Source organism: Serratia rhizosphaerae (genome assembly GCF_009817885.1).
In the GTDB taxonomy this organism is placed as follows: Bacteria; Pseudomonadota; Gammaproteobacteria; order Enterobacterales; family Enterobacteriaceae; genus Serratia_B; species Serratia_B rhizosphaerae.
This window is the reverse complement of sequence record NZ_CP041764.1, coordinates 5,020,443-5,043,905: the sequence shown is the minus strand read 5'-3', so window position 1 is coordinate 5,043,905 and position 23,463 is coordinate 5,020,443. Positions and strand designations below refer to the sequence as shown.

Here is a 23,463-nt window from a genome sequence, read left to right as displayed (position 1 = left end):
CACATGAAATTCAGTGAACTCTGGTTGCGCGAGTGGGTAAACCCGGCCATCAGCAGCGAAGCATTATCCGAACAAATCACCATGGCCGGCCTGGAAGTGGACGGCGTGGAACCGGTTGCCGGCGCGTTTACCGGCGTGGTGGTGGGCGAGGTGGTCGAATGCGGCCAGCACCCTAACGCCGATAAACTGCGCGTCACCAAGGTTAACGTCGGCGGCGAGCGCCTGCTGGACATCGTTTGCGGCGCACCGAACTGCCGTGCCGGCCTGAAAGTGGCGGTCGCGACCGTGGGTGCGGTGCTGCCGGGCGATTTTAAAATCAAGGCGGCGAAGCTGCGCGGCGAACCGTCCGAAGGCATGCTGTGCTCCTTCTCCGAGCTGGGCGTTTCCGACGATCATGACGGCATTATCGAACTGCCGGCGGATGCGCCGGTAGGCACTAATATCCGCGAATACCTGAAGCTGGACGATAACGCGATCGAAATCAGCGTAACGCCGAACCGTGCCGACTGCCTGGGCATTATCGGCGTGGCGCGCGACGTCGGCGTTCTGAACCAGCTGGCGCTGAACGTGCCGGATATGACGCCGGTTGCCGCCACCATCGACGATACCCTGCCGATCCGCGTTTGTGCGCCGCAGGCGTGTCCGCGTTACCTGGGCCGCGTGGTGAAAGGCATCAACGTTAAAGCGCCAAGCCCGCTGTGGCTGCGTGAAAAACTGCGTCGCTGCGGCATCCGCTCCATTGATGCGGTGGTGGACATCACCAACTACGTGCTGATGGAGCTGGGCCAGCCGATGCACGCCTTCGACCTGAACCGCATCAGCGGCGGCATCAATGTGCGGATGGCGAACGAAGGGGAAACCATTACGCTGCTGGACGGCAACGAAGCCAAACTGCAGGCCGATACCCTGGTGATCGCCGATGACAAACAGGCGCTGGCGATGGGCGGTATCTTCGGCGGCGAACATTCCGGCGTGAACCAAGAGACGCAGGACGTGCTGCTGGAGTGCGCATTCTTCAGCCCGTTGGCGATTACCGGCCGCGCGCGTCGTCACGGTTTGCATACCGATGCTTCCCACCGCTACGAGCGCGGCGTGGATCCGGCGATGCAGTACCAGGCGATGGAACGCGCCACCCGCCTGCTGCTGGATATCTGCGGCGGCCAGGCCGGCCCGGTGATTGATGTGACGCACGAAGGCGAACTGCCGCAGCGCGCGACCATCACGCTGCGCCGTGAGAAGCTGGATCGTCTGATCGGCCACGTGGTGCCGAGCGAACAGGTGAGCGATATTCTGCGTCGTCTGGGCTGCGAAGTGACCGAGCAGGGCGACGACTGGCAGGCGGTGGCGCCGAGCTGGCGTTTCGATATGGAAATCGAAGAAGATCTGGTGGAAGAAGTGGCCCGCGTCTACGGCTACAACAATATTCCTGACGTGCCGGTGCGCGCCGATCTGGTGATGACCCAGCATCGTGAGGCCGATCTGACGCTGAAGCGTGTGAAAACCCTGCTGGTCGATCACGGCTTCCAGGAAGCGATCACCTACAGCTTTGTCGATCCTAAAGTTCAGGCGCTGCTGCACCCGAACGAAGAGGCGTTGATCCTGCCAAGCCCGATCTCGGTTGAGATGTCGGCGATGCGTCTGTCGCTGTGGACCGGCCTGCTGTCGGCGGTGGTGTACAACCAGAACCGTCAGCAGACGCGCCTGCGCCTGTTCGAAAGCGGCCTGCGCTTTGTCCCTGATAGTTCAGCAGATCTGGGTATCCGTCAGGATGTCATGCTGGCGGGCGTGATTGCCGGCCATACTCACGATGAACACTGGGATCTGGCAAGAAAGCCGGTGGACTTCTATGATTTAAAAGGGGATCTGGAATCTGTCCTGGAGCTGACCGGTAAATTATCCGAGATTCAGTTCAAGGCGGAGGCCAATCCGGCGTTACACCCGGGGCAGAGTGCGGCCATTTATTTACACGGTGAACGCATCGGTTTCATCGGTGTGGTGCATCCGGAACTTGAGCGTAAACTGGATCTTAACGGTCGCACCGTGGTGTTTGAACTGGAGTGGGATAAGGTCGCAAGCCGCGTCGTGCCTCAGGCGCGGGAGATTTCTCGCTTCCCGGCAAACCGTCGTGATATCGCCGTTCTGGTGGCAGAAAACGTACCGGCAGAAGATATTTTGGCGGAGTGTAAGAAAGTTGGCGCAAATCAGATAGTTGGCGTAAACTTGTTTGATGTGTACCGCGGCAAGGGCGTAGCAGAGGGTTATAAGAGCCTGGCTATCAGTCTGGTATTGCAGGATACCGCCCGTACACTGGAAGAAGAGGAGATCGCCGCTACCGTTGCAAAATGCGTAGAGGCGCTAAAACAGCGATTCCAAGCATCCTTGAGGGATTGAACCTATGGCGCTTACTAAAGCTGAAATGTCTGAACACCTGTTTGAAAAGCTGGGGCTTAGCAAACGGGATGCGAAAGATTTGGTAGAACTGTTTTTTGAAGAAGTCCGCCGGGCTCTGGAAAACGGTGAACAGGTCAAACTGTCCGGCTTCGGCAATTTCGACCTGCGCGACAAGAATCAACGTCCGGGGCGTAACCCAAAAACCGGCGAAGACATCCCAATTACGGCGCGCCGCGTGGTGACCTTCCGTCCGGGGCAGAAGTTAAAAAGCCGGGTGGAAAACGCGAGCCCGAAAAACTAACACGGGTAGTAACACTAAAAAGGCCGCTGATGCGGCCTTTTTCATGTCTTGTATCGCGGTATAGTTTATTTAAAAAGAGGGACGTATCGGGCTGGTTGATCAAATATCCCCCCGTTTATCATAAGCTGACACCGCGAAACCTTGATATGCACTATTTTCTTGCCGAGGAGTATCTGGAGCCGTTCGCAAATGTTCTGTGAGGTAGTCAATCATGAGCTCTCTGAAGTCTTGGGAAAGTAGAATCGGGAAAGGGGCTTTGCATCTCATGTTGGTAGCGCCTGCGGCAATAGCCAAAAAAACTTCATAATAGGGCTATCCAGAATTATATTTCCGGTAAATTAGCCGTGAATAATGTTTTTCTACAAGACGGAAGAGGCATTTTCAGTAAAACGAGAGTAATTAATGAGAATGTAGAGGGATAGGTGATTAACTGTTAGATGTAAAAGCTAGCGGGTTTGCTATTTATCTATCTTTCCACAGATAGTTTATTCTTGAAGACGTATTGTGGCGGAGTTAACACCGATTCAGAGTGTTAATTAATTGCTAGAAAAAATCCAAATATCAAAGGGGCCGCAGCCCCTGAGCTTAACGATGGCGATAGTGCTCTTGCGGGCCGCCGTGTCCGCCGCCGTGCGGGCCACCGTCGCCATGGGGGCCGAAACAGCAGGCGCTCAGCAGCGTGGTGAGCAGGGCGACGCCTGCCAGGGCGATAATACGTTTGGTCATAATCATTTTCCTGGTTACAAGGTGCAGTGATTATAAATAACAGCCGGCCGCAGCGTCCGTCAGTAAATCGTTAAGCGCTGTTAGCAGTCATATTTACGTTGACTCTGGCAGCGTAATGTCAGTATTGCGTAAGGATGCCGAAAACAATCTGCAAATAGGCATCGGTGAGATAGTCGGGAAATAGTCACCTTGCTATAACGGCGCCTGCTTCAAATAATCCGAGACTATAACATGAATAAAATGTTGTTGCTGATGTGCCTGCTGCTGCCGGTGGCGGCGCAGGCGGAGGTGTCTATCGATATCAATGTGCCCGGCGTGTCGCTGCATCTGGGCGATCGGGATCATCGCGGTTACTACTGGGATGGCTACGACTGGCGTCCGCCGCAGTGGTGGCATGCGCATCAGGGGCGCGGCATCGGCGAACGTAACGATCGCGGGTATTACTGGGACGGCGGCCGCTGGCAGCCTCCGGCGCGGCACGGGGAAGGCCGCCGTGGCGATGCACACCACGCTGACGACGATCGCGGCCATCATGACGGGCATCAGCATGCTGCACACGAGCAATCGCATGAGCGCAACGATCGTCATGATGGTGGTCACGGCGCACAAGATAGCGGTAAACCGTACCCAAAGCGGGGCGATGAACATCGCTGATCGCTTACCGCTTACGCCGTTATCCGTGCTCGCCCGTTTAACGGCAGGGCGAGCCGGCCGCCATTTTCCCCTCCGCAATGCGACAAAGGCTTTCCCTGACGTCGTTAACCCCCTAATATTTAACTACAGATGTTAACGATCCGGCCGGCTTCTTCGGCCCACAGGGAATTGCCGCGTTTATGCCAACCAGCCAGACCTTCACGCTTTTACTGAAAAACCAGCGCCGGCGCGATAAGCGCTATCTGTCACTGTTGGCATTGGGCGTGGCGGTGGCGCTGGTGTTCAGCCTGAGCGCCGGCGAGCTCTGGCTGTGGCCGAACCAGTGGTTTGGCGACGCCGCCCGGCTGTTTGTCTGGCAGTTGCGCCTGCCGCGCGCGCTGGCGGTGATGCTGGTAGGCGCCAGCCTGGCGGTGGCCGGTGCGGTGATGCAGGCGCTGTTTGAAAACCCGCTGGCGGAACCGGGGCTGCTGGGCGTCGCCAACGGCGCCGGCGTGGCCCTGGTGCTGACGATTCTGCTGAGCCACGGGCTGCTGCCGGTGGCGTGGATGAGCCTCAGCGCGATTATCGGCGCGCTGGCGATGACCTTGTTACTGCTCGGGTTTGCCCGCCGACGACGTCTGACCAATACGCGCCTGCTGCTGGTGGGGGTGGCTTTGGGCATCGTCTGCAGCGCCGTTATGACCTGGGCGGTCTATTTCAGCTCCAGCCTGGATCTGCGCCAGCTGATGTACTGGATGATGGGCGGTTTTGGCGGCGTCGACTGGCGGCAAAAATGGCTGATTGTGGCGCTGTTGCCGGTGGTGCTGTGGCTGTGCCGGCAGGGCAAGGCGCTCAACCTGATGACGCTGGGGGAAACCCAGGCGCGTCAGCTGGGCCTGCCGCTGCACCTGTGGCGCAACCTGCTGGTGCTGGCCGTCGGCTGGTTGGTGGGCGTCAGCGTGGCGCTGGCGGGAGTGATCGGCTTTGTCGGTCTGGTGATCCCGCATATGCTCCGGCTGAGCGGCCTGACCGATCAGCGTTACCTGCTGCCCGGCTGCGCGCTGGCCGGCGCCGGCGTGCTGTTGGCCGCCGATGTGGTGGCGCGTATCACGCTGCTGTCGGCGGAGCTGCCGATCGGCGTGGTTACCGCCACCCTCGGCGCGCCGCTGTTTATCTGGCTACTGACCCGGGTGAAGGCGTAAGCTGACTGTGGCAGGCATCCGGCGCAGGCGCCGGACTTTTACCGATGACGACTCTCAAACTGACAGGATAACGATGATGACACAGGCTATTTATGACATTCCGCTGACCACGATCGATAACCGCCAGACTACGCTGCAGGCGTATCAGGGCGATGTGCTGCTGGTGGTCAATGTGGCTTCAGAATGCGGGTTGACCAAACAGTATGCAGGTCTGGAAAAACTGTATGAAACGTATCGTCAGCAGGGGCTGACGGTGCTGGGCTTCCCGTGCAATCAGTTCCTGGCGCAGGAGCCGGGCAGCAATGAGCAGATTCAGGCGTTTTGTCGCACCAATTTTGGCGTGCAGTTCCCGCTGTTTAGCAAAATTGAGGTGAACGGCGCCAACCGTCACCCGCTGTATCAGGCGCTGATCGCCGCGCAGCCTGCTGCGCTGGCGCCGCAGGGCAGCGAATTTATGGCGCGACGCATCAGTAAGGATCAGGGGCCGAAACAGCCCGGCGATATCCTGTGGAACTTCGAAAAGTTCCTGATTGGCCGCGACGGCCAGGTGATCCAGCGCTTTGCCCCGGATATGACGCCGGAAGATCCGCTGCTGACGGCGGCGGTGGAGCAGGCGCTGAGCCGTTAAGGGATATGGAGACGATGCTGCAGCTCAGTCAGGTCGGGGTTAGGGGGCGTCTGGCCCCGTTTAGCGCGCAGATCGCGGCAGGGCTGCAGGTGCATCTGATCGGCCCGAACGGCGCCGGCAAGAGCAGCCTGCTGGCGCGGCTGGCGGGGCTGTTGCCGGGGGACGGAACGATCGCGCTGGACGGGCGGCCGCTGTACGACTATCAGGCCGGTGAGCTGGCACGGCGGCGCGCCTATCTGAGCCAGCAACAGCCGCCGGCGGCGCTGATGCCGGTATTCCAGTACCTGGCTCTGCACCAGCCGGCGGGCGCAGCGGCGCAGGCGGTGGAAAACGCCATGCTTTACCTGTGTCAGAGCCTGAAGCTGACCGATAAGCTGTCGCGCATGTTGCAGCAGCTTTCCGGCGGCGAGTGGCAGCGGGTGCGGCTGGCGGCGGCGCTGCTGCAGGTGTGGCCCAGCATTAACCCGCACAGCCGGCTGTTATTGCTGGACGAACCGACCAGCGCGCTCGACGTGGCGCAAAAAGTGGCGCTGGATCGCCTGTTGCATGAGTTCTGCCGCAGCGGGCGCAGCGCGCTGGTGTGTGCGCACGACCTCAACCATACGTTACAGCAGGCAGATCGCGTCTGGCTGCTGCAGGCCGGGCAGGTGGTCAGGCAGGGCGTAACCCATGAGGTGATGGAGCCGGCTCTGTTGTCACAGATTTATGAGGTGGATTTTCATATGCAGTCGACGGGCAATCAGCGCTGGATTATGACTACCACCGCCTGAGCGTTTTATACGCGCAGGATAAGTAAACGGAATATAAACAAACTTCATAAAATAGCCGGCTCATTGCCGGTATTGCGCTCTGATATATTTGCGTTAAATCCGCACCCTTCCTTGAAAAGCATACGCCAGGTGCTAGGCTTAATATAAGTTCACTTATATTAAGAGATAATTGTTAATAATTATAACTTATTGTTTTTGGTGGATTTATTCTATTTCCCTGCGGCGATTCCGCCGCCAAAACTTCTGCAGAAAATGAATTTCATCTTAAGGTTTAGTTAAGCTTGCCGCCGTACATTGACCATGGAACAACCGGGAACGACTTTCTCTGGCGTTTACTATCCGTTAAATAAAAGCGCCTTACATTGTAATTGAAATCACGTTCGCAATCTTTGAGGTTTACTATGGATCAATTCTTGCCTTTCTCTCGCCCGGCAATTGGCGATGAAGAAATTGCGGCGGTAGGCAAGGTGCTGACATCCGGTTGGATCACCACCGGGCCGCAAAACCAGCAGCTGGAAGCGGACTTTTGCCGCACCTTTGGCTGCAGGCACGCGGTGGCGGTCAGTTCAGCTACGGCGGGCATGCATATTACGTTAATGGCGCTGGGTATCGGCCTGGGCGACGAGGTGATTACTCCGTCGCAAACCTGGGTGTCCACCCTTAATATGATCGAGTTACTGGGCGCGACGCCGGTCATGATTGATGTTGACCGCGAGACGTTGATGGTCAGCGCTGCCGATGTGGAAGCCGCGATAACCTCCCGCACCAAAGCCATTATTCCGGTGCATTATGCCGGCGCGCCACTGCCTCTGGATGCGCTGCGCGACGTTGCCCGCCGTCACCGGCTGCCGCTGATTGAAGACGCCGCACACGCGGTAGGCGCCCGCTATCAGGACGAGTGGATCGGCGCGCGCGGCACGGCGATTTTCTCCTTCCATGCGATAAAAAACCTGACCTGCGCCGAAGGCGGACTGATCGCCACCGACGATGCGGAACTGGCCGAGCGCGTACGGCGTCTGAAGTTTCACGGCCTGGGCGTGGATGCGTTCGACCGCCAGACTCAGGGGCGCACGCCGCAGGCGGAGGTGGTGGAGCCCGGCTACAAATACAACCTGTCCGACATTCATGCGGCGATCGCCGTGGTGCAGCTGGCGCGTCTGCCGCAGCTGAACGCACGCCGCAAGGCGCTGGCCGAACGCTATCTGCAGGCGCTGCAGGGGTCGCCGTTCCAGCCGCTGGGGCTGCCGGATTATCCGCACGATCACGCCTGGCACCTGTTTATGGTACGGGTGGACGCCGAGCGCTGTGGGTGCGACCGCGATACGCTGATGGAGCGTCTGAAGGCGCAGGGCATCGGCAGCGGGCTGCATTTCCGCGCCGCCCATACGCAAAAATTCTACCGTGAGCGTTATCCGCAGCTGAGTCTGCCGCATACCGAATGGAACTCGGCGCGGCTGTGCACGCTGCCGCTGTTCCCGGATATGAGCGAGGCGGACGTCGACCGCGTGGTCGGTGCGCTGTTCAGTGTACTGGAGGCGTCACGTGTCGCAGATTGAACCGATCAACAAAGTCTCGATCGTCATTCCGGTCTATAACGAGCAGGAAAGCCTGCCGGCGCTGCTGGAACGCACCATGGCGGCCTGTCATCAGCTGACGCAGGCGTATGAAATCATTCTGGTGGATGACGGTAGCAGCGATGACTCCGCCGATATGCTGAGTGCGGCGGCCGAACGGCCAGGCAGCCATGTCATCGCCGTGCTGCTGAACCGCAACTACGGCCAGCATTCGGCGATTATGGCCGGTTTTAATCAGGTGAGCGGCGATCTGGTGATCACGCTGGACGCCGACCTGCAAAACCCGCCGGAAGAGATCCCACGGCTGGTCAGCGTCGCGGAGCAGGGGTACGACGTGGTGGGCACCGTGCGCGCCAACCGGCAGGACTCCTGGTTCCGTAAAAGCGCCTCCAAAGTGATCAATATGATGATCCAACGCGCCACCGGTAAATCGATGGGCGATTACGGCTGCATGCTGCGCGCCTATCGGCGCCATATCGTCGAGGCGATGCTGCACTGCCACGAGCGCAGCACCTTTATCCCGATTCTGGCGAACACCTTTGCCCGCCGCACCACTGAAATCGACGTCCGGCACGCCGAGCGCGAATTCGGCGACTCCAAGTACAGCCTGATGAAGCTGATCAATCTGATGTATGACCTGATCACCTGTCTGACCACCACGCCGCTGCGTCTGCTCAGCGTGGTCGGCAGCGTGGTGGCGCTGTGCGGATTTGTGCTGGCGCTGCTGCTGATCGTCCTGCGTTTGATATTGGGGCCGGAGTGGGCCGAAGGCGGGGTATTCACGTTATTTGCCGTCCTGTTCAGCTTTATTGGCGCCCAGTTCGTCGGCATGGGACTGCTCGGCGAGTATATCGGGCGCATCTACACCGATGTGCGTGCTCGTCCGCGTTATTTTGTTCAGAAAGTGGTCGGCAAACAGCCTGACCAAGAGACTCAGGAAGAAGAATGATGAAAGCGATTGTATTTGCTTACCATGATATTGGCTGCGCCGGTCTGCAGGCGCTGAGCAACGCGGGTTACGACATCCAGGCGGTATTTACCCATACCGACCAACCCGGTGAAAACCAGTTTTTCTCTTCGGTAGCGCGTCTGGGGGCCGACATGGGCCTGCCGGTATACGCGCCGGAAGACGTGAACCACCCGCTGTGGGTCGAACGCATCCGCGAACTGCAGCCGGAGATTATTTTTTCGTTCTACTACCGTAACCTGCTGAGTGACGACGTGCTGTCGTTGGCGCCGCTGGGCGGTTTCAACCTGCACGGTTCGCTGCTGCCGCGCTACCGCGGCCGCGCGCCGGTGAACTGGGTGCTGGTTAACGGTGAAAGCGAAACCGGCGTTACGCTGCATAAAATGGTTAAACGGCCGGACGCCGGCGATATCGTCGGCCAACAGCGCGTGGCGATTGCCGGCGATGACACCGCGCTGACGCTGCATAAGAAAGTGCTGGCGGCGGCGTCGCAGCTGCTGGAAGAACAGCTGCCGAAGCTGAAAAACGGCAGCGCAACCTTCAGCCCGCAGGATGAATCCCAGGCCAGCTATTTTGGCCGCCGCAGCGCCGCCGACGGCGAAATTCAGTGGCACCGCAGCGCCGACGCCATCCATAACCTGGTGCGGGCGGTGACCGAACCTTATCCCGGCGCGTTCAGCTATCTGGGGCAGCGCAAACTGATTGTCTGGCGCTCGCGTCCGCTGGCGATTGCGCATGACAAACAGCCGGGCACGGTGCTCAGCGCTTCGCCGCTGGTGGTGGCCTGCGGCGAAGGCGCGCTGGAAATTATCGCCGGGCAGAATGAGGCCGGTCTGTACGTGCAGGGCAGCCGGCTGGCGCAGGAGATGGGCATTGTGGCCGATGTTCGCCTGCTGGCCAAGCCGCAGTCGGCGCTGAAGCGCCGCACCCGTGTGTTGATCCTGGGCGTGAACGGGTTTATCGGCAACCATCTGACTGAACGGCTGCTGCGGGAAGATCGCTATGAAATTTACGGGCTGGATATCGGTTCCGATGCCATCAGCCGTTTTCTGGATAATCCGCGCTTCCACTTTGTCGAGGGCGATATCAGCATTCATTCCGAGTGGATTGAGTATCACATCAAGAAATGCGACGTGGTGCTGCCGCTGGTGGCGATCGCCACGCCGATCGAATACACCCGCAACCCGCTGCGGGTGTTCGAACTGGATTTTGAAGAAAACCTGAAGATCGTGCGCGACTGCGTGAAGTACAACAAGCGCATTATCTTCCCGTCGACGTCGGAAGTGTACGGCATGTGCGACGACCAGGCGTTCGACGAAGATCATTCCCGCCTGATCGTCGGGCCGATCAACAAACAGCGCTGGATCTACTCGGTATCCAAACAGCTGCTGGATCGGGTGATCTGGGCCTATGGCGCCAAAGAGGGGCTGAAGTTCACGCTGTTCCGGCCGTTTAACTGGATGGGGCCACGGCTGGACAACCTGGACGCCGCACGCATCGGCTCATCGCGCGCCATCACCCAGTTGATCCTGAACCTGGTGGAAGGCTCGCCGATCAAACTGATGGACGGCGGGGCGCAGAAGCGCTGCTTTACCGATATTAACGACGGGGTTGAGGCGCTGTACCGTATTATTGAAAACCGTGACGGCCTGTGCGACGGGCAGATCGTCAATATCGGCAACCCCAGCAATGAGGCGAGCATTCGCGAACTGGCGGAGATGCTGCTGGCCAGCTTTAACGACCACCCGCTGCGCGACCGTTTCCCGCCGTTCGCCGGCTTTAAAAACGTTGAGAGCAGCAGCTATTACGGTCAGGGGTATCAGGATGTGGAGCACCGCAAGCCGAGCATCCGCAACGCCCGTCGCCTGCTGGACTGGCAGCCGACCATCGCCATGCAGCAGACCGTTGCCGAGACGCTGGACTACTTCCTGCGCACCAGCGTGCAGGAAAGTGAGGAGGCATGAAAAAAGTCGGCCTGCGGGTGGATGTAGACACCTTCAGCGGCACCCGGGACGGCGTGCCGCGCTTACTGGCGCTGTTCGACAGGTACGCTATCCGCGCCAGTTTCTTCTTCAGCGTCGGGCCGGACAATATGGGGCGCCATCTGTGGCGCCTGCTGCGGCCGCAGTTTCTGTGGAAGATGCTGCGCTCCAACGCCGCCTCGCTCTACGGCTGGGATATTTTACTGGCGGGCACCGCCTGGCCCGGCCGCCATATTGCGCGCCGGCTGGCGCCGCTGATGAAACAGACCGCTGATGCCGGCCATGAGGTCGGGCTGCACGCCTGGGATCATCAGGGCTGGCAGGCCAACGCCGGGCGCTGGTCCGAGGCGCAGCTGGCGCGGCAGATCCAACTGGGCGTCGATGCGCTGAGCGCTGCCGCCGGCCAGCCGGTGCGTTGTTCGGCGGTCGCCGGCTGGCGCGCCGATCGGCGCGTGCTGGCGGTGAAAGAGCGTTTTGCTTTTGACTACAACAGCGACTGCCGCGGTACGCATCCGTTCCGGCCGCGGCTTGATGACGGCAGTTTGGGCACGGTGCAGATTCCGGTCACGCTGCCGACCTTTGATGAAGTGATTGGTCGTGAAGTCAGCATGACGGATTTCAATGACTATATTCTGCGGGCGATAGCGCAAGACGCCGGCGTGCCGGTTTATACCATCCACACCGAAGTGGAAGGCATGTCGCAGGCGGCGATGTTTGAGCAGCTACTGCAGCGGGCGCAGCAGCAGGGCATTGAATTCTGCCCGCTGAGCGCGCTGTTGCCGGCTGATTTGTCGTCGCTGCCGCCGGGCGATATTGAACGCGGGCCTTTTCCCGGCCGTGAAGGCTGGCTGGGCCGCCAAACCGACGTGAAGGACGTTGCATGAAGTCGTTAAAAAACGCCTGGGCCATCGTTGCATCGCTGTTTTTTGTGCTGGCGTATCTGCTGCCGCTCAACGGCCGCCTGCTGTGGCAGCCGGATGAAACCCGCTATGCGGAGATCAGCCGCGAGATGCTGCAGCGAGGCGACTGGGTCGTGCCGCATCTGCTGGGCCTGCGCTATTTTGAAAAGCCGGTAGCGGGTTACTGGATCAATAACATCAGTCAGTGGCTGTTTGGCGACAGCAACTTCGCCGTGCGTTTTGGTGCGGTATTTTGCAGCGGCGTCAGCGCGCTGCTGGTGTTTGCTCTGGCGATGCTGATGTGGCGCAACGCGCGCTGCGCCGGGCTGGCGGCGCTGATTTTCCTGTCGATGGTGCTGGTGTTCAGCATCGGCACCTACAGCGTGCTCGACCCGATGATCGCGTTATGGATGACGGCGGCGATGGTCAGTTATTACCTGGCCCTGCAGGCCGTCTCGGTCAGGGGCAGGCTGGGCGCTTACGCGCTGCTCGGTCTGGCCTGCGGCATGGGGTTTATGACCAAAGGCTTTCTGGCGTTGGCGGTGCCGGTGATCGCCGTGCTGCCGATCGCCATTACGCAGCGGCGCTGGCGCGATCTGTTGATCTACGGCCCGCTGGCGATTGTCACGGCGGCGTTGCTCAGCCTGCCGTGGGCGCTGGCGATCGCTCAGCGCGAGCCGGACTTCTGGCGCTATTTCTTCTGGGTGGAGCATATCCAGCGTTTTGCGGAGAATGATGCCCAACATAAAGCGCCGTTCTGGTATTACCTGCCGGTGTTGATGGCCGGAACACTGCCGTGGCTGGCGCTGCTGCCGGGGGCGTTGTTCAAAGGCTGGCGCGAGCGCGCCGCGCGGCCGGAGCTGTTCTTCCTGCTCAGCTGGGTGCTGATGCCGCTGCTGTTTTTCAGCATCGCCAAAGGCAAACTGCCGACCTATATTCTGCCCTGCATGGCGCCGCTGGCGCTGCTGATGGCGGACTATGCCGAAGCGCGGCTGAGCGCGCTGCGCAGCCGAGTATTCAGGATTAATGCGCTGCTTAACGGTCTGTTCGGCGCGCTGGGGCTGCTCGCGCTGTTGCTGCTTGGCAGCGGTCTGCTGCCGGGCACGCCGCTGTTCGGCCCACACGAGGGGATAAAGCTGGCGCTGGGGGCGACGGCGTTTGCCGGTTGGCTGCTGTTTGCCGTGCTGTCGCTGGGCGAGGGCGGCCGGCGTTGGACGTGGGCGGCAGCCTGTCCGCTGCTGCTGTGCCTGCTGATCGGTTATGCCATTCCGCAGCAGGTGATTGACGCCAAACAGCCGCAGAACTTTATCCGCGCCAATCAGACGCTGCTGGCGCACAGCCGCTACGTGCTGAGCGACAGCGTGGGGCTGGCCGCCGGCCTCTCCTGGCAGTTAAAGCGCGGCGACGTGCTGATGTACAACGAACAGGGTGAGGTGGGGTATGGGCTGGGCTATGCGGATGCGCACGACCGGTTTATCAGCGAGGGCGAGTTCGCGTCATGGCTGGCGCAGGCGCGCCGGCAGGGCAACGTGGCGCTGGCGCTGCAGCTGTCGCGCGGGGAGAGCCTGTCCGATCGGCTGCCGCCGCCGGATAAGATGCAGCGCATGAACCGCTACGTTTTGTACTGGTATCAGCAGCAGCCATGAGCGGCTACCTGCTGGTCTTACTGGCGTGTCTGCTGACCTGCGGCGGGCAGCTGTGTCAGAAACAGGCGGCGCGCGGCTGGCGCTTACCTGCCAGGGTGCGCCGTCGCTACCTGCTGCGCTGGCTGGGGCTGGCGCTGACGCTGCTGGCGGCGGGGATGGCGGTATGGCTGGCGGTATTGCAGCGGCTGCCGCTCAGCCAGGCTTATCCGATGCTCAGCCTCAATTTCGTGCTGGTGACGCTGGCGTCCCGCCTGCTGTTTAAGGAGTCGATCGCGCCGCGTCACTGGTGCGGCGTCGTCGCCATCGTTGTGGGGATCCTGCTGATGAGCGCGCCGTTATGAGAAAGGGCTACATCTGGGGCATCGCCAGCGTGCTGCTGGTCAGCGCCGCGCAGCTGCTGATGAAGTGGGGCATGGTGCAGTTGCCGCCGCTGTCGCTGCATAGTCTGGCGCTGCCGGCGGCGGGAAGCCTGCCGGCGCTGCTGGCGGTGGCATTCGGCATCGCCGGCTACGGGTTGTCGATGCTGTGCTGGCTGATGGCGCTGCGCACCCTGGCGCTGAGCCGCGCCTATCCGTTGCTGGGCGTCAGTTATGTGCTGGTGTATCTGGCGGCGGTGGCGTTGCCGTGGTTTAACGAATCCGCCAGTTGGTTAAAAAGTCTGGGTACGCTGCTGATACTGCTGGGGGTGTGGCTGATAGCGCGGCAGGATGCCCGGAAGCGCTAAAAATTGGTGCCATATCAGAATTATCCCGGTTGAAACTTGCCTTTTTTCCATCGGCGAGGATAAATTACCCGCATAGCGCCGTGACTTCCCGCCGCGCGGGCGATGCGGCAACGTATGCAAGCAAGGGATGATAACAATGCGTACCTGGTTCTTATTGCTCAGCCTGGTGCTGGCCGGCTGCAGCAGCCATGCGCCGCCGCCGAGCGGCCGGCTGGCGGATTCCATCGTGGTGGTGGCGCAGCTGAATGAACAGCTGCGCCAGTGGCACGGCACGCCTTACCGTTACGGCGGGCTGGATCGCGGCGGCGTTGACTGCTCCGGCTTTGTCTATCGTACTTTCCGCGACCGCTTTGACATGCAGCTGCCGCGCTCGACGGAAGACCAAACCTCGCTCGGCAGTAAAGTCTCGCGCGATGAACTGATGCCGGGCGATCTGGTGTTCTTCAAAACCGGCCACGGGGAAAACGGCCTGCACGTCGGGATTTATGACACCAACGATCAGTTTATCCATGCTTCCACCAGCCGCGGGGTGATCCGCTCCTCGCTGAACAACGTGTATTGGAAAAAAGTGTACTGGCAGGCGCGCCGCATCTAGGCGCCCGCTTTTTTCGGTAAGCGAAAATGTTGTATTCCGTTATCATACCGGCATGATGTTCTGACCGGTAACGCTGATGACAGCCCTGCGCGTATTGATTTCCGATTCTTACGATCCCTGGTTCAATCTGGCGGTGGAAGAGTGCATCTTCCGCGAGATGAGCACGCAAAAAATCCTGTTTCTGTGGCGCAATGCGGAAACGGTGGTGATAGGCCAATCGCAAAACCCGTGGAAAGAGTGCAACACCCGCCGTATGGAACAGGACGGCATCCGACTGGCGCGCCGCAGCAGCGGCGGCGGCGCGGTGTTCCACGATTTGGGTAATACCTGCTTTACCTTTATGGCCGGCAAGCCGGGCTATGATAAAAGCGTCTCGACGCAGATTATCCTGCATGCGCTGGCGACGCTGGGCATCCGGGCGACGGCGTCCGGGCGTAACGATCTGGTGATCGACACCGCCGAGGGCTCGCGCAAGATCTCCGGTTCCGCCTACCGTGAAACACCGGATCGCGGCTTTCACCACGGCACGCTGCTGCTGAATGCCGATCTGAACCGCCTGGCGGACTACCTGAACCCCGACGAGAAAAAACTGCAGGCCAAGGGCATTACCTCGGTGCGTTCACGGGTGGCCAATCTGGCGGAGTTTTTGCCGACGATCACCCATCAGCAGGTGTGCGACGCCATCGTGCAGGCGTTTTTCGCCTACTACGGCGGCAGCGCCGTAGCGGAGGTGATCTCACCCGACGTGTATCCTGACCTGCCTAACTTTGCGGAACAGTTTGCCAAACAGAGCAGCTGGGAGTGGAATTTCGGCAAGGCGCCGGCCTTCAGCCACCTGCTGAACGAGCGGTTCGGCTGGGGCGGGGTGGATATCTTTTTTGACGTTGAGCAGGGAGCCATCAGCCGGTCGCAGATTTTTACCGACAGCCTGCAGCCGGCGGCGCTGCAGCGGCTGGCCGAGCTGCTGGTAGGCTGCGCCTACCGCAGCGATGCGGTGGCGGCGTGCTGCCGGCAACTGATTGATGAGTATCCGGCTCAGCAGGCGGAGCTGGCGGAACTGTGCCGCTGGCTCAGTGAAACCATCAGGTAATCGCCGCACAGGCCGAGCGACGGTGAATATGTTTTGTCGTCGCTTGTTATTTATCGCCTGCCGCGGATTCAATGCCGGTAAATGCAGGGCGGGCATTTTTTCAGCCGTTCAATGACGGGAATAACGTCGATAATTGTCCTCTGATCAGATTGAATCCGACGTAATGCAAATCGGCGTGCGTGAAAAAATAAAAGTTAAGATTTTTCTTGGTGTTTGTTCATGTTTCTGCGTAATTAAAATAATTAAGTCAAATTGTTAGCATACTGCGATGTATTAAGTGAAAAAAGTGTGCGGCAGCCGGCTGTAAACTATTTTGTCTCTCAGTTTTATCTCATTTTTAAGCCGCATACGTGACTTTCTTATCGTTTAAAGCTATCAATCTAATACTTATTTATTGGTATTTGCATCGTTATTTCCGATCAATCTCTCTATGATTGATCGATAAAAATTATTGATATACGATGAGATGCTCGCCATTTTATTCCGGCATTAAAATGAAAATCCAATTTGAAACCGACTTTATCATTCGTCACGTATTTCAGCCTGTCTATACCCTCGGAGGACGGCTGCTGGCGGTAGAAATTCAAAGCCGTTTCAATAGCCGGGACGGCGCACTGGCGATGCCGGCGGAGATTGGCGTTAATTTATTGCCTTCCGCGCAGAGGACCGCGTTATTTTATGAGCAGCTTGCCGTGATAGAAGCCTGTGCGGACTGGTTTATTATGCATCAGGTGTTATTGAGTATTAATATTGACGATACGTTGGCGGGATTACTGCTGCAGGATAATGAACTGCGCCAACGCCTGCGGCGGCAGCCGTTTATCGTGATTGAAATCAGCGAAAGTTTTCCCCAGCTGTCGGCTGGAAAAAACAATGAGACCATCCGCCGGCTCAGTGAGTTTTTCACGCTCTGGCTGGATGATTTCGGCTCCGGACAGGCTACGCTGGCGCCGTTGTACGACGGTCTGTTTAGCTACGTAAAGGTAGATAAACGTTTTTACTGGCAGCTGTTTTCCCACCCGGGATCCGATACGGTGATGGATTCGCTGTTAAGAAATATCAATTTGCTATGTAAGGGTATTATCGTGGGGGGGATAGAAAATAAAGCCTACTTTAATCATCTCGATCGCGCCGGTGTTTTAGGACTGCAAGGTTTTTTATGGCCGGCCGTCGGCGCAGAACAGCTGGATACGCTGCGTGAAATACCGTCAGAATTTATTGTCGCAGGGTCGCCGGATAATAAGAAACCCTGAACGTATTTAATCGTGTCGATATATCCTTATCACTGACGGGTGTAATAGCGTGGGTTTCACGGTATTGGTCATATCCCCTCGGCACTCGTCATGTGCCGGGCATCCCTTTCTCCTTGCTATTACTCTGTGTTAATCCGCCGCGGCAGGCAGTAGAGTAGGCGGAGTTCCCGCGCACCGCCGTCAGAGGCGGCGCGCTCAGTTTTCACGGAGATGCTATGCCGCAGTTTGATAACGCTTATTACCGGCAACTGCCCGGTTTCTATACCGCCTTGACGCCCACCCCGCTGGAAGGCGCGCGTTTGCTGTACCACAGCGCACCGCTGGCGCAGCAGCTGGGGCTGGATGACAGCTGGTTTACGGCGGAAAATACGCCGGTCTGGAGCGGAGAGAGACTGCTGCCGGGCATGCAGCCGCTGGCGCAGGTCTACAGCGGCCATCAGTTTGGCGTCTGGGCCGGGCAACTGGGCGACGGGCGCGGCATTTTGCTGGGGGAGCAGCGCCTGCCGGACGGTACGCATTTCGACTGGCACCTGAAGGGGGCCGGCCTGACGCCGTATTCCCGCATGGGTGACGGGCGTGCGGTGCTGCGCTCGGCAATCCGCGAGTTTCTGGCGTCGGAGGCGATGCACCATCTGGGTATCGCCACCACGCGTGCGCTGACGGTGGTAACCAGCGACCATCCGGTCTACCGCGAGCAGGCCGAGCGCGGCGCGATGCTGCTGCGCGTGGCGGAAAGCCACGTGCGTTTCGGCCATTTCGAGCATTTCTACTACCGCCAGCAGCCGGAACAGGTGCGGCAACTGGCTGATTTTGTCATTGAACGCCACTGGCCGCAGCTGGCCGCTCGGCAGGATAAATACCTACTCTGGTTCACCGACGTGGCGGAGCGCACCGCGCGGCTGATGGCGGACTGGCAGACGGTCGGTTTTGCTCACGGCGTGATGAATACCGACAATATGTCGATTCTCGGTCTGACCATCGACTATGGCCCTTACGGTTTCCTCGACGATTATCAGCCGGGTTATATCTGCAACCACTCGGATCATCAGGGGCGTTACGCCTTTGACAATCAACCGGCGGTGGCGCTGTGGAACCTGCACCGTCTGGCGCAGGCGCTGTCGGGGCTGATGAGTCCAGAACAGCTGCAGCAGGCGCTGGCGGCGTATGAGCCGGCGCTGATGCGCGCCTATGGCGAACGCATGCGCGCCAAGCTGGGCTTCTTCAGCCAGCAGCGGCAGGATAACGATCTGCTCACCGAGTTGCTGAGCCTGATGGCGCAGGAGGGACGCGACTATACCCGCACCTTCCGTCTGCTGAGCGAGGTGGAGCAGAAGCAGGCGCATTCGCCGCTGCGCGATGAGTTTATCGACCGCGAGGCGTTTGACGGCTGGTATCGTCGCTACCGCGAACGGCTGCAGCAGGAACAGGTGAGCGATGCGCAGCGCCGGCAGGCCATGCAGGCGGTGAACCCGAAACTGATCCTGCGTAACTACCTGGCGCAGGAGGCGATCGCGGCGGCAGAACAGGACGACGTCAGCAAGCTGGCGCATCTGCACCAGGCATTGCTGAAGCCGTATGACGACGATGCGCGCTATGACGCGCTGGCGGCGCTGCCGCCGGAGTGGGGCAAGCACCTGGAAATTTCCTGTTCCAGCTGACGCCGCCTCAGCGGCGCAGATACACCTGCGGCGTCGTGAATTCCGGATGAGTCATCACGCCGAGGTCTGCCTGATACCAGCGGGTGAGGGTTTCGGCCTGCAGCACCTCGTCCGGTGTACCGTCGGCCACCAGCCGCCCCTGATGCAGCAGCAGGATGCGATCGGCATACAGCGCCGCCAGATTGAGATCGTGCAGTACGCAGCACACCGCCAGCGGCTGCCGCCGCGTCAGGTTATGCAGCAGCCGCAACGTATGTTGCTGGTGGTACAAATCAAGCGCCGAGGTGGGTTCGTCAAGAAACAGCCAACGCGGCGACGGCTGCGGTTGCCACAGCTGCGCCAGCACCCGCGCCAGCTGCACCCGTTGCTGCTCGCCGCCGGAGAGCCGGCGGTAATCCCGTGACGCCAGACTGAGGCAGTCGGTCTGCACCATCACCTCATGCACCGCCTGTGCCGCGTCGCGCATACCGTGCGGCGCACGCCCCATCGCCACCACGTCTTCGACGCTGAACGGGAAGGCCAGTTCGCTGTGCTGCCGCATCACCGCGCGCACTTTGGCCAGCCGGTCGGGCGTCCACTGTTCCAGCGGTCGCCCCAGCAGCCGGCACTCGCCGCAGTCCGGCTGCAGATAGCCGGTCAGCAGGCGCAGCAGGGTGGATTTGCCGGCCCCATTGGGGCCGATAATCGCCACCATTTCTCCGCTGGCGATGCTCAGCGACACATCATGAATCAGCCGGCGCTCGCCCAGGCGATAGCGCAACTGCTGCGCCGTCAGGCTGGCGGATTTAGCCACGGTTACGCTCCTGCTGGCGCATCACCAGCCATAAAAAATAGGGGCCGCCCAGCAGGCTGGTCATCAGGCCGACCGGCATCTCCGCCGGCGCCACCAGCGTGCGCGCCAGGGTATCGCTGACCAGCAGCAGGCAAGCGCCCCCCAGCGCCGAGGCGGGCAGCAGCCAGCGGTGATCGCCGCCGAGCCGCAGCCGCATCAGATGCGGCACCACCAGGCCGATAAAGCCGATCGCGCCGCTGACGGCGACCGCCGCGCCGGTCAGCAGGGCGCTGAGCAGCAGCAGTTGTAATTTAACCCGCGCCACGTTAACGCCCAGATAGTGCGCCTCTTCATCCCCCAACTGCAGCAGGTTGAGACGGCGCGCCTGCAGCAGTGTCAGCAGGCAGGCGGGCAGAATCAGCGAGGCCGCCACCGCCAGCGTCGGCCACTGCGACTGGTTCAGACTGCCCATCATCCATAGGGAGAACTGGCGCAGCTGCTGGTCGTTGCTGAGATAAGACAAGACGCCGATTGCCGCCATACACAGCGCGTTAATGGCGATGCCGGCCAGCAGCAGCCGCGACAGGCTGCCGTGGCCGCCGCGGCTGATGGCATAAATCAGCGCCGAGACCAGCAGGCTGCCGAGAAATGCCGCCAGCATCTGGCCGTACAGCGCCAACATCGCCGGCAGGGCGAGCGGCAGCACAATCGACAGCGCCACCAGCAGAGCGCCGCCGCTGCTGATCCCCAGCAGGCTGGGGTCCGCCAGCGGGTTGCGGAACAGCCCCTGCATCACCGTGCCGGCCACCGCCAGCGCGCAGCCGATCAGCACCGCCAGCAGCACCCGCGGCAGGCGGATATTCAGCCAGATATGCCAGGCGGCATCGCTGAACGGCTGTTGCCACAGGGTGCGGAATGACAATGTCAGCGCGCCGTAGTTGGCGGCAATCAGCGACAGCATGGTCAGCAGAGCCAGCAGCGTCACCAGCGCCAGCCGTGGCGAACGGCGGCACGGCATTACGGCTGCTCCGCGGCGCGGCGCAGCTTAATCAGGGCGTCCGGCGTTTGCAGGCCGAACCCCAGCAGCGCCATATCGTCGACCACCAGCACGCGGCGTTTTTTCCCCGCCGGCGTCAGGGCGATGCCGGGCAGTTTCCACAGCTGTTCCACGCCGCCGAGGGTTTTCACGCCGTCGGGTCCCACCAGCAACAGGTCCGGCGCGCTGGCGATTACGCCTTCCTGCGACAGCGGCCGGTAGTGGCTGAATCCCTGCATCGCATTGCGCAGGCCGGCGGCGCGAATGGCGGCGTCGGCGGCGGTGTCCTGCCCGGCGGCCATTGGCGTCATGCCGCCGTGGCTCATGATAAACAGCACTTTTACCGGCAGCGGCCGGGTGTTGACCGCCGCCAACTGCTGGCGATAGCGCGCGATCAGCTGTTGTCCCTGCTGCCGACGATCCAGTGCGGCGGCCACGGCGGCGATTTTTTCGCTGACCGCTTCCGGCGCGTTGTCGGCCGGGATATGTACCACGCGCACGCCGCTGTCGGCCAGTTGGCGAAATACCAGCGCCGGCTGCGCCAGATCGCTGGTCAGCACCAGCGTCGGCTTCAGCGCCAGAATGCCTTCGGCGTTCAGCTGGCGCATGTAACCGACGTCCGGCAGCGCCTGCAGCGCGGCGGGGGAGAGGCTGGTGCTGTCGCGCGCCACCAGCCGATCGCCGGCGCCGAGTGCATAGACGATTTCACTGACGTCGCCGCCGATAGAGACGATGCGTTCCGCCGCCCCGGCCAGCGGCGTCATCAGCGCCGCGCACAGCGCCAGCGCGCGGGAGAATAAGCGCGTCATGCGGCTATGCCCCGCGGCTGCAGTGCGGCGATCTGCTCACGCCACAGGGTTTGTTCCGGCTGGCCCTCGCTGCGCTGGCCGTACAGCTGGGCGATCTGCGTGCCGTCGGCGGCGAACAGCTCCAGACTAGTGACGATGCCGTCTTTGGTCGGCTTACGGGTGATCCAGCTTTCGGTGATGGCCTCTTCGATCAGATGCAGGGTAAAGCGCCGGTTAAACACGTTCAGCCAGCCGTTTTGCGGCAGCAGGCGCTCAATCTGGCCGGTAAAGATCTGCACGCAGCCGCGGTTGCTGACGAAAATCATGATTTCGTTCTGCGCCTGTTGCGCGGCGTTCAGCAACTGCGCCTGTTGCGCGGCGTTCAGCAACTGCGCCAGCGCGCCGTTATCGACGCGGTAGGCCAGATCGTCGCCGACGGCGCGAAACGCCTGCTGACGACCGATCTGATGGCGGCTCAGCAGCTGGAAGAACTGGTGCACGTCGGTCATGGCGCGCCATTCACTGTCGATGCGCGCGGCGTCGACGTCGCGGTTTTCCGTCCGGGCCGGCGTCGGCTGCAGCGCCAGCGGCGGGTTGTCCGACGCGGCATGGCGTTCGACCAGCGCCAGCCAGGCGGTCAGATCGGTTTCATCGCTGCTGTACACCTTATGCAATGCATCGCCCTGATGATCGAAAAACTGGATGCTGTGGCGTACGCCGCGCTGTCGCTGAACAGGCGGGTGCGGTTTTCCAGCTTGGCGCCGCGGGTGGTTTGCTTGCGCGCCTCATCTTCACTGCCGTCGCGGTGGGCGTTGATCTGCACCTCGGAGTAGTACAGCTGCGCCTGCGCATCCAGCCAGCCTTGTCCTACCGGTTTGAGCTTATAGGTCAGCTGTCCGTCGCGCTGAATGGTGGAGCGATCGGTCTGCAGGTTGCTGGCGGAAGCGGCCGGCGTCTGCGGGTTTTTCGGCTCCTGCGCGCGGTTGTTGTAATAGCGGAAACTACCGCTCAGCGCCTGGTTTTCATCGATGGTCCAGGTGCCTTTGGCCAGCAGGTTATTGATGTTTTCATCGTTCGGCGCGTCAAAGCCGTTTCCCTGGCGCAGATTGCCGACGTCGCGGGTGCCGAACGACAGCAGACCGTCCAGGTTATCGCTTCTGCCGTAGGCGCTGGCGCCCATGCCGAGGCTGTGATCGCCGCTGGCGGCGCTGCCGTAAACCCGAAAGCCGGTATTGTGCCCCGGCAGCAGCAGGTCGGCGGCGTCGACGGTTTCATAGGAGATGACGCCGCCCAGCGCGCCGCTGCCGTACAGCAGGGCCGACGGGCCGCGCACCACTTCCACCCGCTTGATCAGCGCCGGATCGAGGAAGGTGCCGTTAAGATGGCCGGTATCGGTGCCCTGACGCACGCCGTCCACCAGGGTCAGCACGCCGCGGCGGTCATAGCCGCGCATCATAATATCCTGGCCGTTGCTGCGGCCGGTGCCGGTGACGGTGATGCCCGGCACCTGACGCAACAGGTCGCCGGCGGTGCCGGCGGTCTGCGCCTGCGGCGACGTGCCGTCGATCACCGTGACCATCATCGGCGCGCTGAAACTGCTGCGCTGGTTGCCGGTGGCGACTACCGTCAGGGTATCGTCGGTCGCTTTTTCCGAACCGGTGTCAGAAACGGGGCTGGTGTTGGCAAAAGCCACCGTAGGCAGGGCGCAGGCAATGGCCAGGCTCAGGGCGGACAGACGCCGCGGGGTGGCAAAAATAGCAGGCATAGTGCAACTCTCCGTATGTTTTACAACATATCAAATGATTTGCTGGCTGCCTGGATCGTGGCG

21 protein-coding genes and 2 pseudogenes are annotated in these 23,463 nt (G+C 60.7%); 17 read left to right on the top strand and 6 right to left on the bottom strand.

Annotated elements, in window-relative coordinates; genetic code table 11:
• Positions 1–3: 3 nt before the first annotated feature.
• Entirely contained in the window at positions 4–2,391 is a 2,388-nt protein-coding gene (gene pheT / locus FO014_RS23465; protein WP_160031267.1) for a phenylalanine--tRNA ligase subunit beta, read from the top strand.
• A 4-nt stretch (positions 2,392–2,395) separates the two neighbouring features.
• Positions 2,396–2,692 (top strand): integration host factor subunit alpha, encoded by a 297-nt coding sequence (ihfA, locus tag FO014_RS23460; protein ID WP_054307187.1) that lies wholly within the window; start codon positions 2,396–2,398, stop codon positions 2,690–2,692.
• A gap of 585 nt (positions 2,693–3,277) precedes the next feature.
• Here the strand turns inward: ihfA and FO014_RS23840 are convergent.
• Entirely contained in the window at positions 3,278–3,418 is a 141-nt protein-coding gene (locus FO014_RS23840) for a hypothetical protein (protein ID WP_201282895.1), read from the bottom strand.
• 231 nt (positions 3,419–3,649) lie between these two features.
• On the opposite strand from FO014_RS23840, the gene FO014_RS23455 reads away from it, so the two are divergent.
• The 15 genes from FO014_RS23455 (at position 3,650) to FO014_RS23385 (ending at position 19,039) form a co-directional block, all read left to right on the top strand.
• A complete protein-coding gene (locus tag FO014_RS23455) occupies positions 3,650–4,072 on the top strand; it encodes a DUF2502 domain-containing protein (RefSeq protein WP_160031266.1) in 423 nt (140 codons plus the stop codon).
• Between the two features lie 179 nt (positions 4,073–4,251).
• On the top strand, positions 4,252–5,253 hold the full coding sequence (gene btuC / locus FO014_RS23450; RefSeq protein ID WP_160031265.1) for a vitamin B12 ABC transporter permease BtuC: 1,002 nt from the start codon (positions 4,252–4,254) through the stop codon (positions 5,251–5,253).
• A 76-nt stretch (positions 5,254–5,329) separates the two neighbouring features.
• The gene (locus FO014_RS23445) at positions 5,330–5,881 is read left to right on the top strand and encodes a glutathione peroxidase (protein ID WP_111737200.1); all 552 of its coding nucleotides are present in this window, start codon (positions 5,330–5,332) and stop codon (positions 5,879–5,881) included.
• 14 nt (positions 5,882–5,895) lie between these two features.
• Positions 5,896–6,651 carry a vitamin B12 ABC transporter ATP-binding protein BtuD gene (gene btuD, locus FO014_RS23440; RefSeq protein WP_160031264.1) on the top strand — a complete coding sequence of 252 codons (756 nt, stop codon included), beginning with the start codon at positions 5,896–5,898 and terminating at the stop codon, positions 6,649–6,651.
• Positions 6,652–7,052: 401 nt separating this feature from the next.
• Entirely contained in the window at positions 7,053–8,207 is a 1,155-nt protein-coding gene (gene arnB, locus FO014_RS23435; RefSeq protein WP_105230869.1) for a UDP-4-amino-4-deoxy-L-arabinose aminotransferase, read from the top strand.
• Positions 8,194–9,174, top strand: a complete 981-nt coding sequence (gene arnC / locus FO014_RS23430) for an undecaprenyl-phosphate 4-deoxy-4-formamido-L-arabinose transferase (protein WP_105230870.1) — start codon at positions 8,194–8,196, stop codon at positions 9,172–9,174. The genes arnB and arnC overlap by 14 nt, the downstream gene beginning before the upstream one ends.
• Entirely contained in the window at positions 9,174–11,156 is a 1,983-nt protein-coding gene (gene arnA, locus FO014_RS23425; protein WP_160031474.1) for a bifunctional UDP-4-amino-4-deoxy-L-arabinose formyltransferase/UDP-glucuronic acid oxidase ArnA, read from the top strand. The genes arnC and arnA overlap by 1 nt, the downstream gene beginning before the upstream one ends.
• On the top strand, positions 11,153–12,058 hold the full coding sequence (gene arnD / locus FO014_RS23420; RefSeq protein ID WP_111737199.1) for a 4-deoxy-4-formamido-L-arabinose-phosphoundecaprenol deformylase: 906 nt from the start codon (positions 11,153–11,155) through the stop codon (positions 12,056–12,058). The genes arnA and arnD overlap by 4 nt, the downstream gene beginning before the upstream one ends.
• A complete protein-coding gene (gene arnT, locus FO014_RS23415) occupies positions 12,055–13,719 on the top strand; it encodes a lipid IV(A) 4-amino-4-deoxy-L-arabinosyltransferase (RefSeq protein ID WP_160031263.1) in 1,665 nt (554 codons plus the stop codon). Before arnD ends, arnT begins: the two co-directional genes overlap by 4 nt.
• Positions 13,716–14,060: a 4-amino-4-deoxy-L-arabinose-phosphoundecaprenol flippase subunit ArnE gene (arnE, locus tag FO014_RS23410; protein ID WP_160031262.1), complete on the top strand. Its 345-nt coding sequence runs from the start codon at positions 13,716–13,718 to the stop codon at positions 14,058–14,060. Before arnT ends, arnE begins: the two co-directional genes overlap by 4 nt.
• Positions 14,057–14,443: a 4-amino-4-deoxy-L-arabinose-phosphoundecaprenol flippase subunit ArnF gene (arnF, locus tag FO014_RS23405; protein ID WP_105230874.1), complete on the top strand. Its 387-nt coding sequence runs from the start codon at positions 14,057–14,059 to the stop codon at positions 14,441–14,443. Before arnE ends, arnF begins: the two co-directional genes overlap by 4 nt.
• Positions 14,444–14,579: 136 nt before the next feature.
• Positions 14,580–15,038 (top strand): NlpC/P60 family protein, encoded by a 459-nt coding sequence (locus tag FO014_RS23400; protein ID WP_105230875.1) that lies wholly within the window; start codon positions 14,580–14,582, stop codon positions 15,036–15,038.
• A 76-nt stretch (positions 15,039–15,114) separates the two neighbouring features.
• On the top strand, positions 15,115–16,128 hold the full coding sequence (gene lplA / locus FO014_RS23395; protein WP_160031261.1) for a lipoate--protein ligase: 1,014 nt from the start codon (positions 15,115–15,117) through the stop codon (positions 16,126–16,128).
• Positions 16,129–16,622: 494 nt separating this feature from the next.
• Positions 16,623–17,381, top strand: coding sequence for an EAL domain-containing protein (locus FO014_RS23390; protein ID WP_160031260.1), 759 nt, complete (start codon positions 16,623–16,625; stop codon positions 17,379–17,381).
• A 215-nt stretch (positions 17,382–17,596) separates the two neighbouring features.
• Complete coding sequence (locus tag FO014_RS23385; RefSeq protein ID WP_160031259.1) at positions 17,597–19,039, top strand: protein adenylyltransferase SelO; 1,443 nt, start codon at positions 17,597–17,599, stop codon at positions 19,037–19,039.
• Positions 19,040–19,046: 7 nt separating this feature from the next.
• Here FO014_RS23385 and FO014_RS23380 read toward each other — a convergent pair whose 3' ends face one another.
• From FO014_RS23380 to FO014_RS23360, 5 genes and pseudogenes are all read right to left on the bottom strand, one after another.
• The gene (locus FO014_RS23380; protein ID WP_160031258.1) at positions 19,047–19,832 is read right to left on the bottom strand and encodes a heme ABC transporter ATP-binding protein; all 786 of its coding nucleotides are present in this window, start codon (positions 19,830–19,832) and stop codon (positions 19,047–19,049) included.
• On the bottom strand, positions 19,825–20,829 hold the full coding sequence (locus FO014_RS23375) for a FecCD family ABC transporter permease (RefSeq protein ID WP_160031257.1): 1,005 nt from the start codon (positions 20,827–20,829) through the stop codon (positions 19,825–19,827). Before FO014_RS23375 ends, FO014_RS23380 begins: the two co-directional genes overlap by 8 nt.
• The gene (locus FO014_RS23370) at positions 20,829–21,656 is read right to left on the bottom strand and encodes a heme/hemin ABC transporter substrate-binding protein (protein ID WP_160031256.1); all 828 of its coding nucleotides are present in this window, start codon (positions 21,654–21,656) and stop codon (positions 20,829–20,831) included. The genes FO014_RS23375 and FO014_RS23370 overlap by 1 nt, the downstream gene beginning before the upstream one ends.
• Positions 21,653–22,366, bottom strand: a pseudogene (locus FO014_RS23365) (ChuX/HutX family heme-like substrate-binding protein); the annotation flags it as partial. The gene FO014_RS23370 and the pseudogene FO014_RS23365, both read right to left, overlap by 4 nt.
• Positions 22,351–23,400: pseudogene (locus FO014_RS23360) on the bottom strand (TonB-dependent receptor plug domain-containing protein); the annotation flags it as partial. The pseudogenes FO014_RS23365 and FO014_RS23360, both read right to left, overlap by 16 nt.
• Between the last annotated feature and the right edge of the window lie 63 nt (positions 23,401–23,463).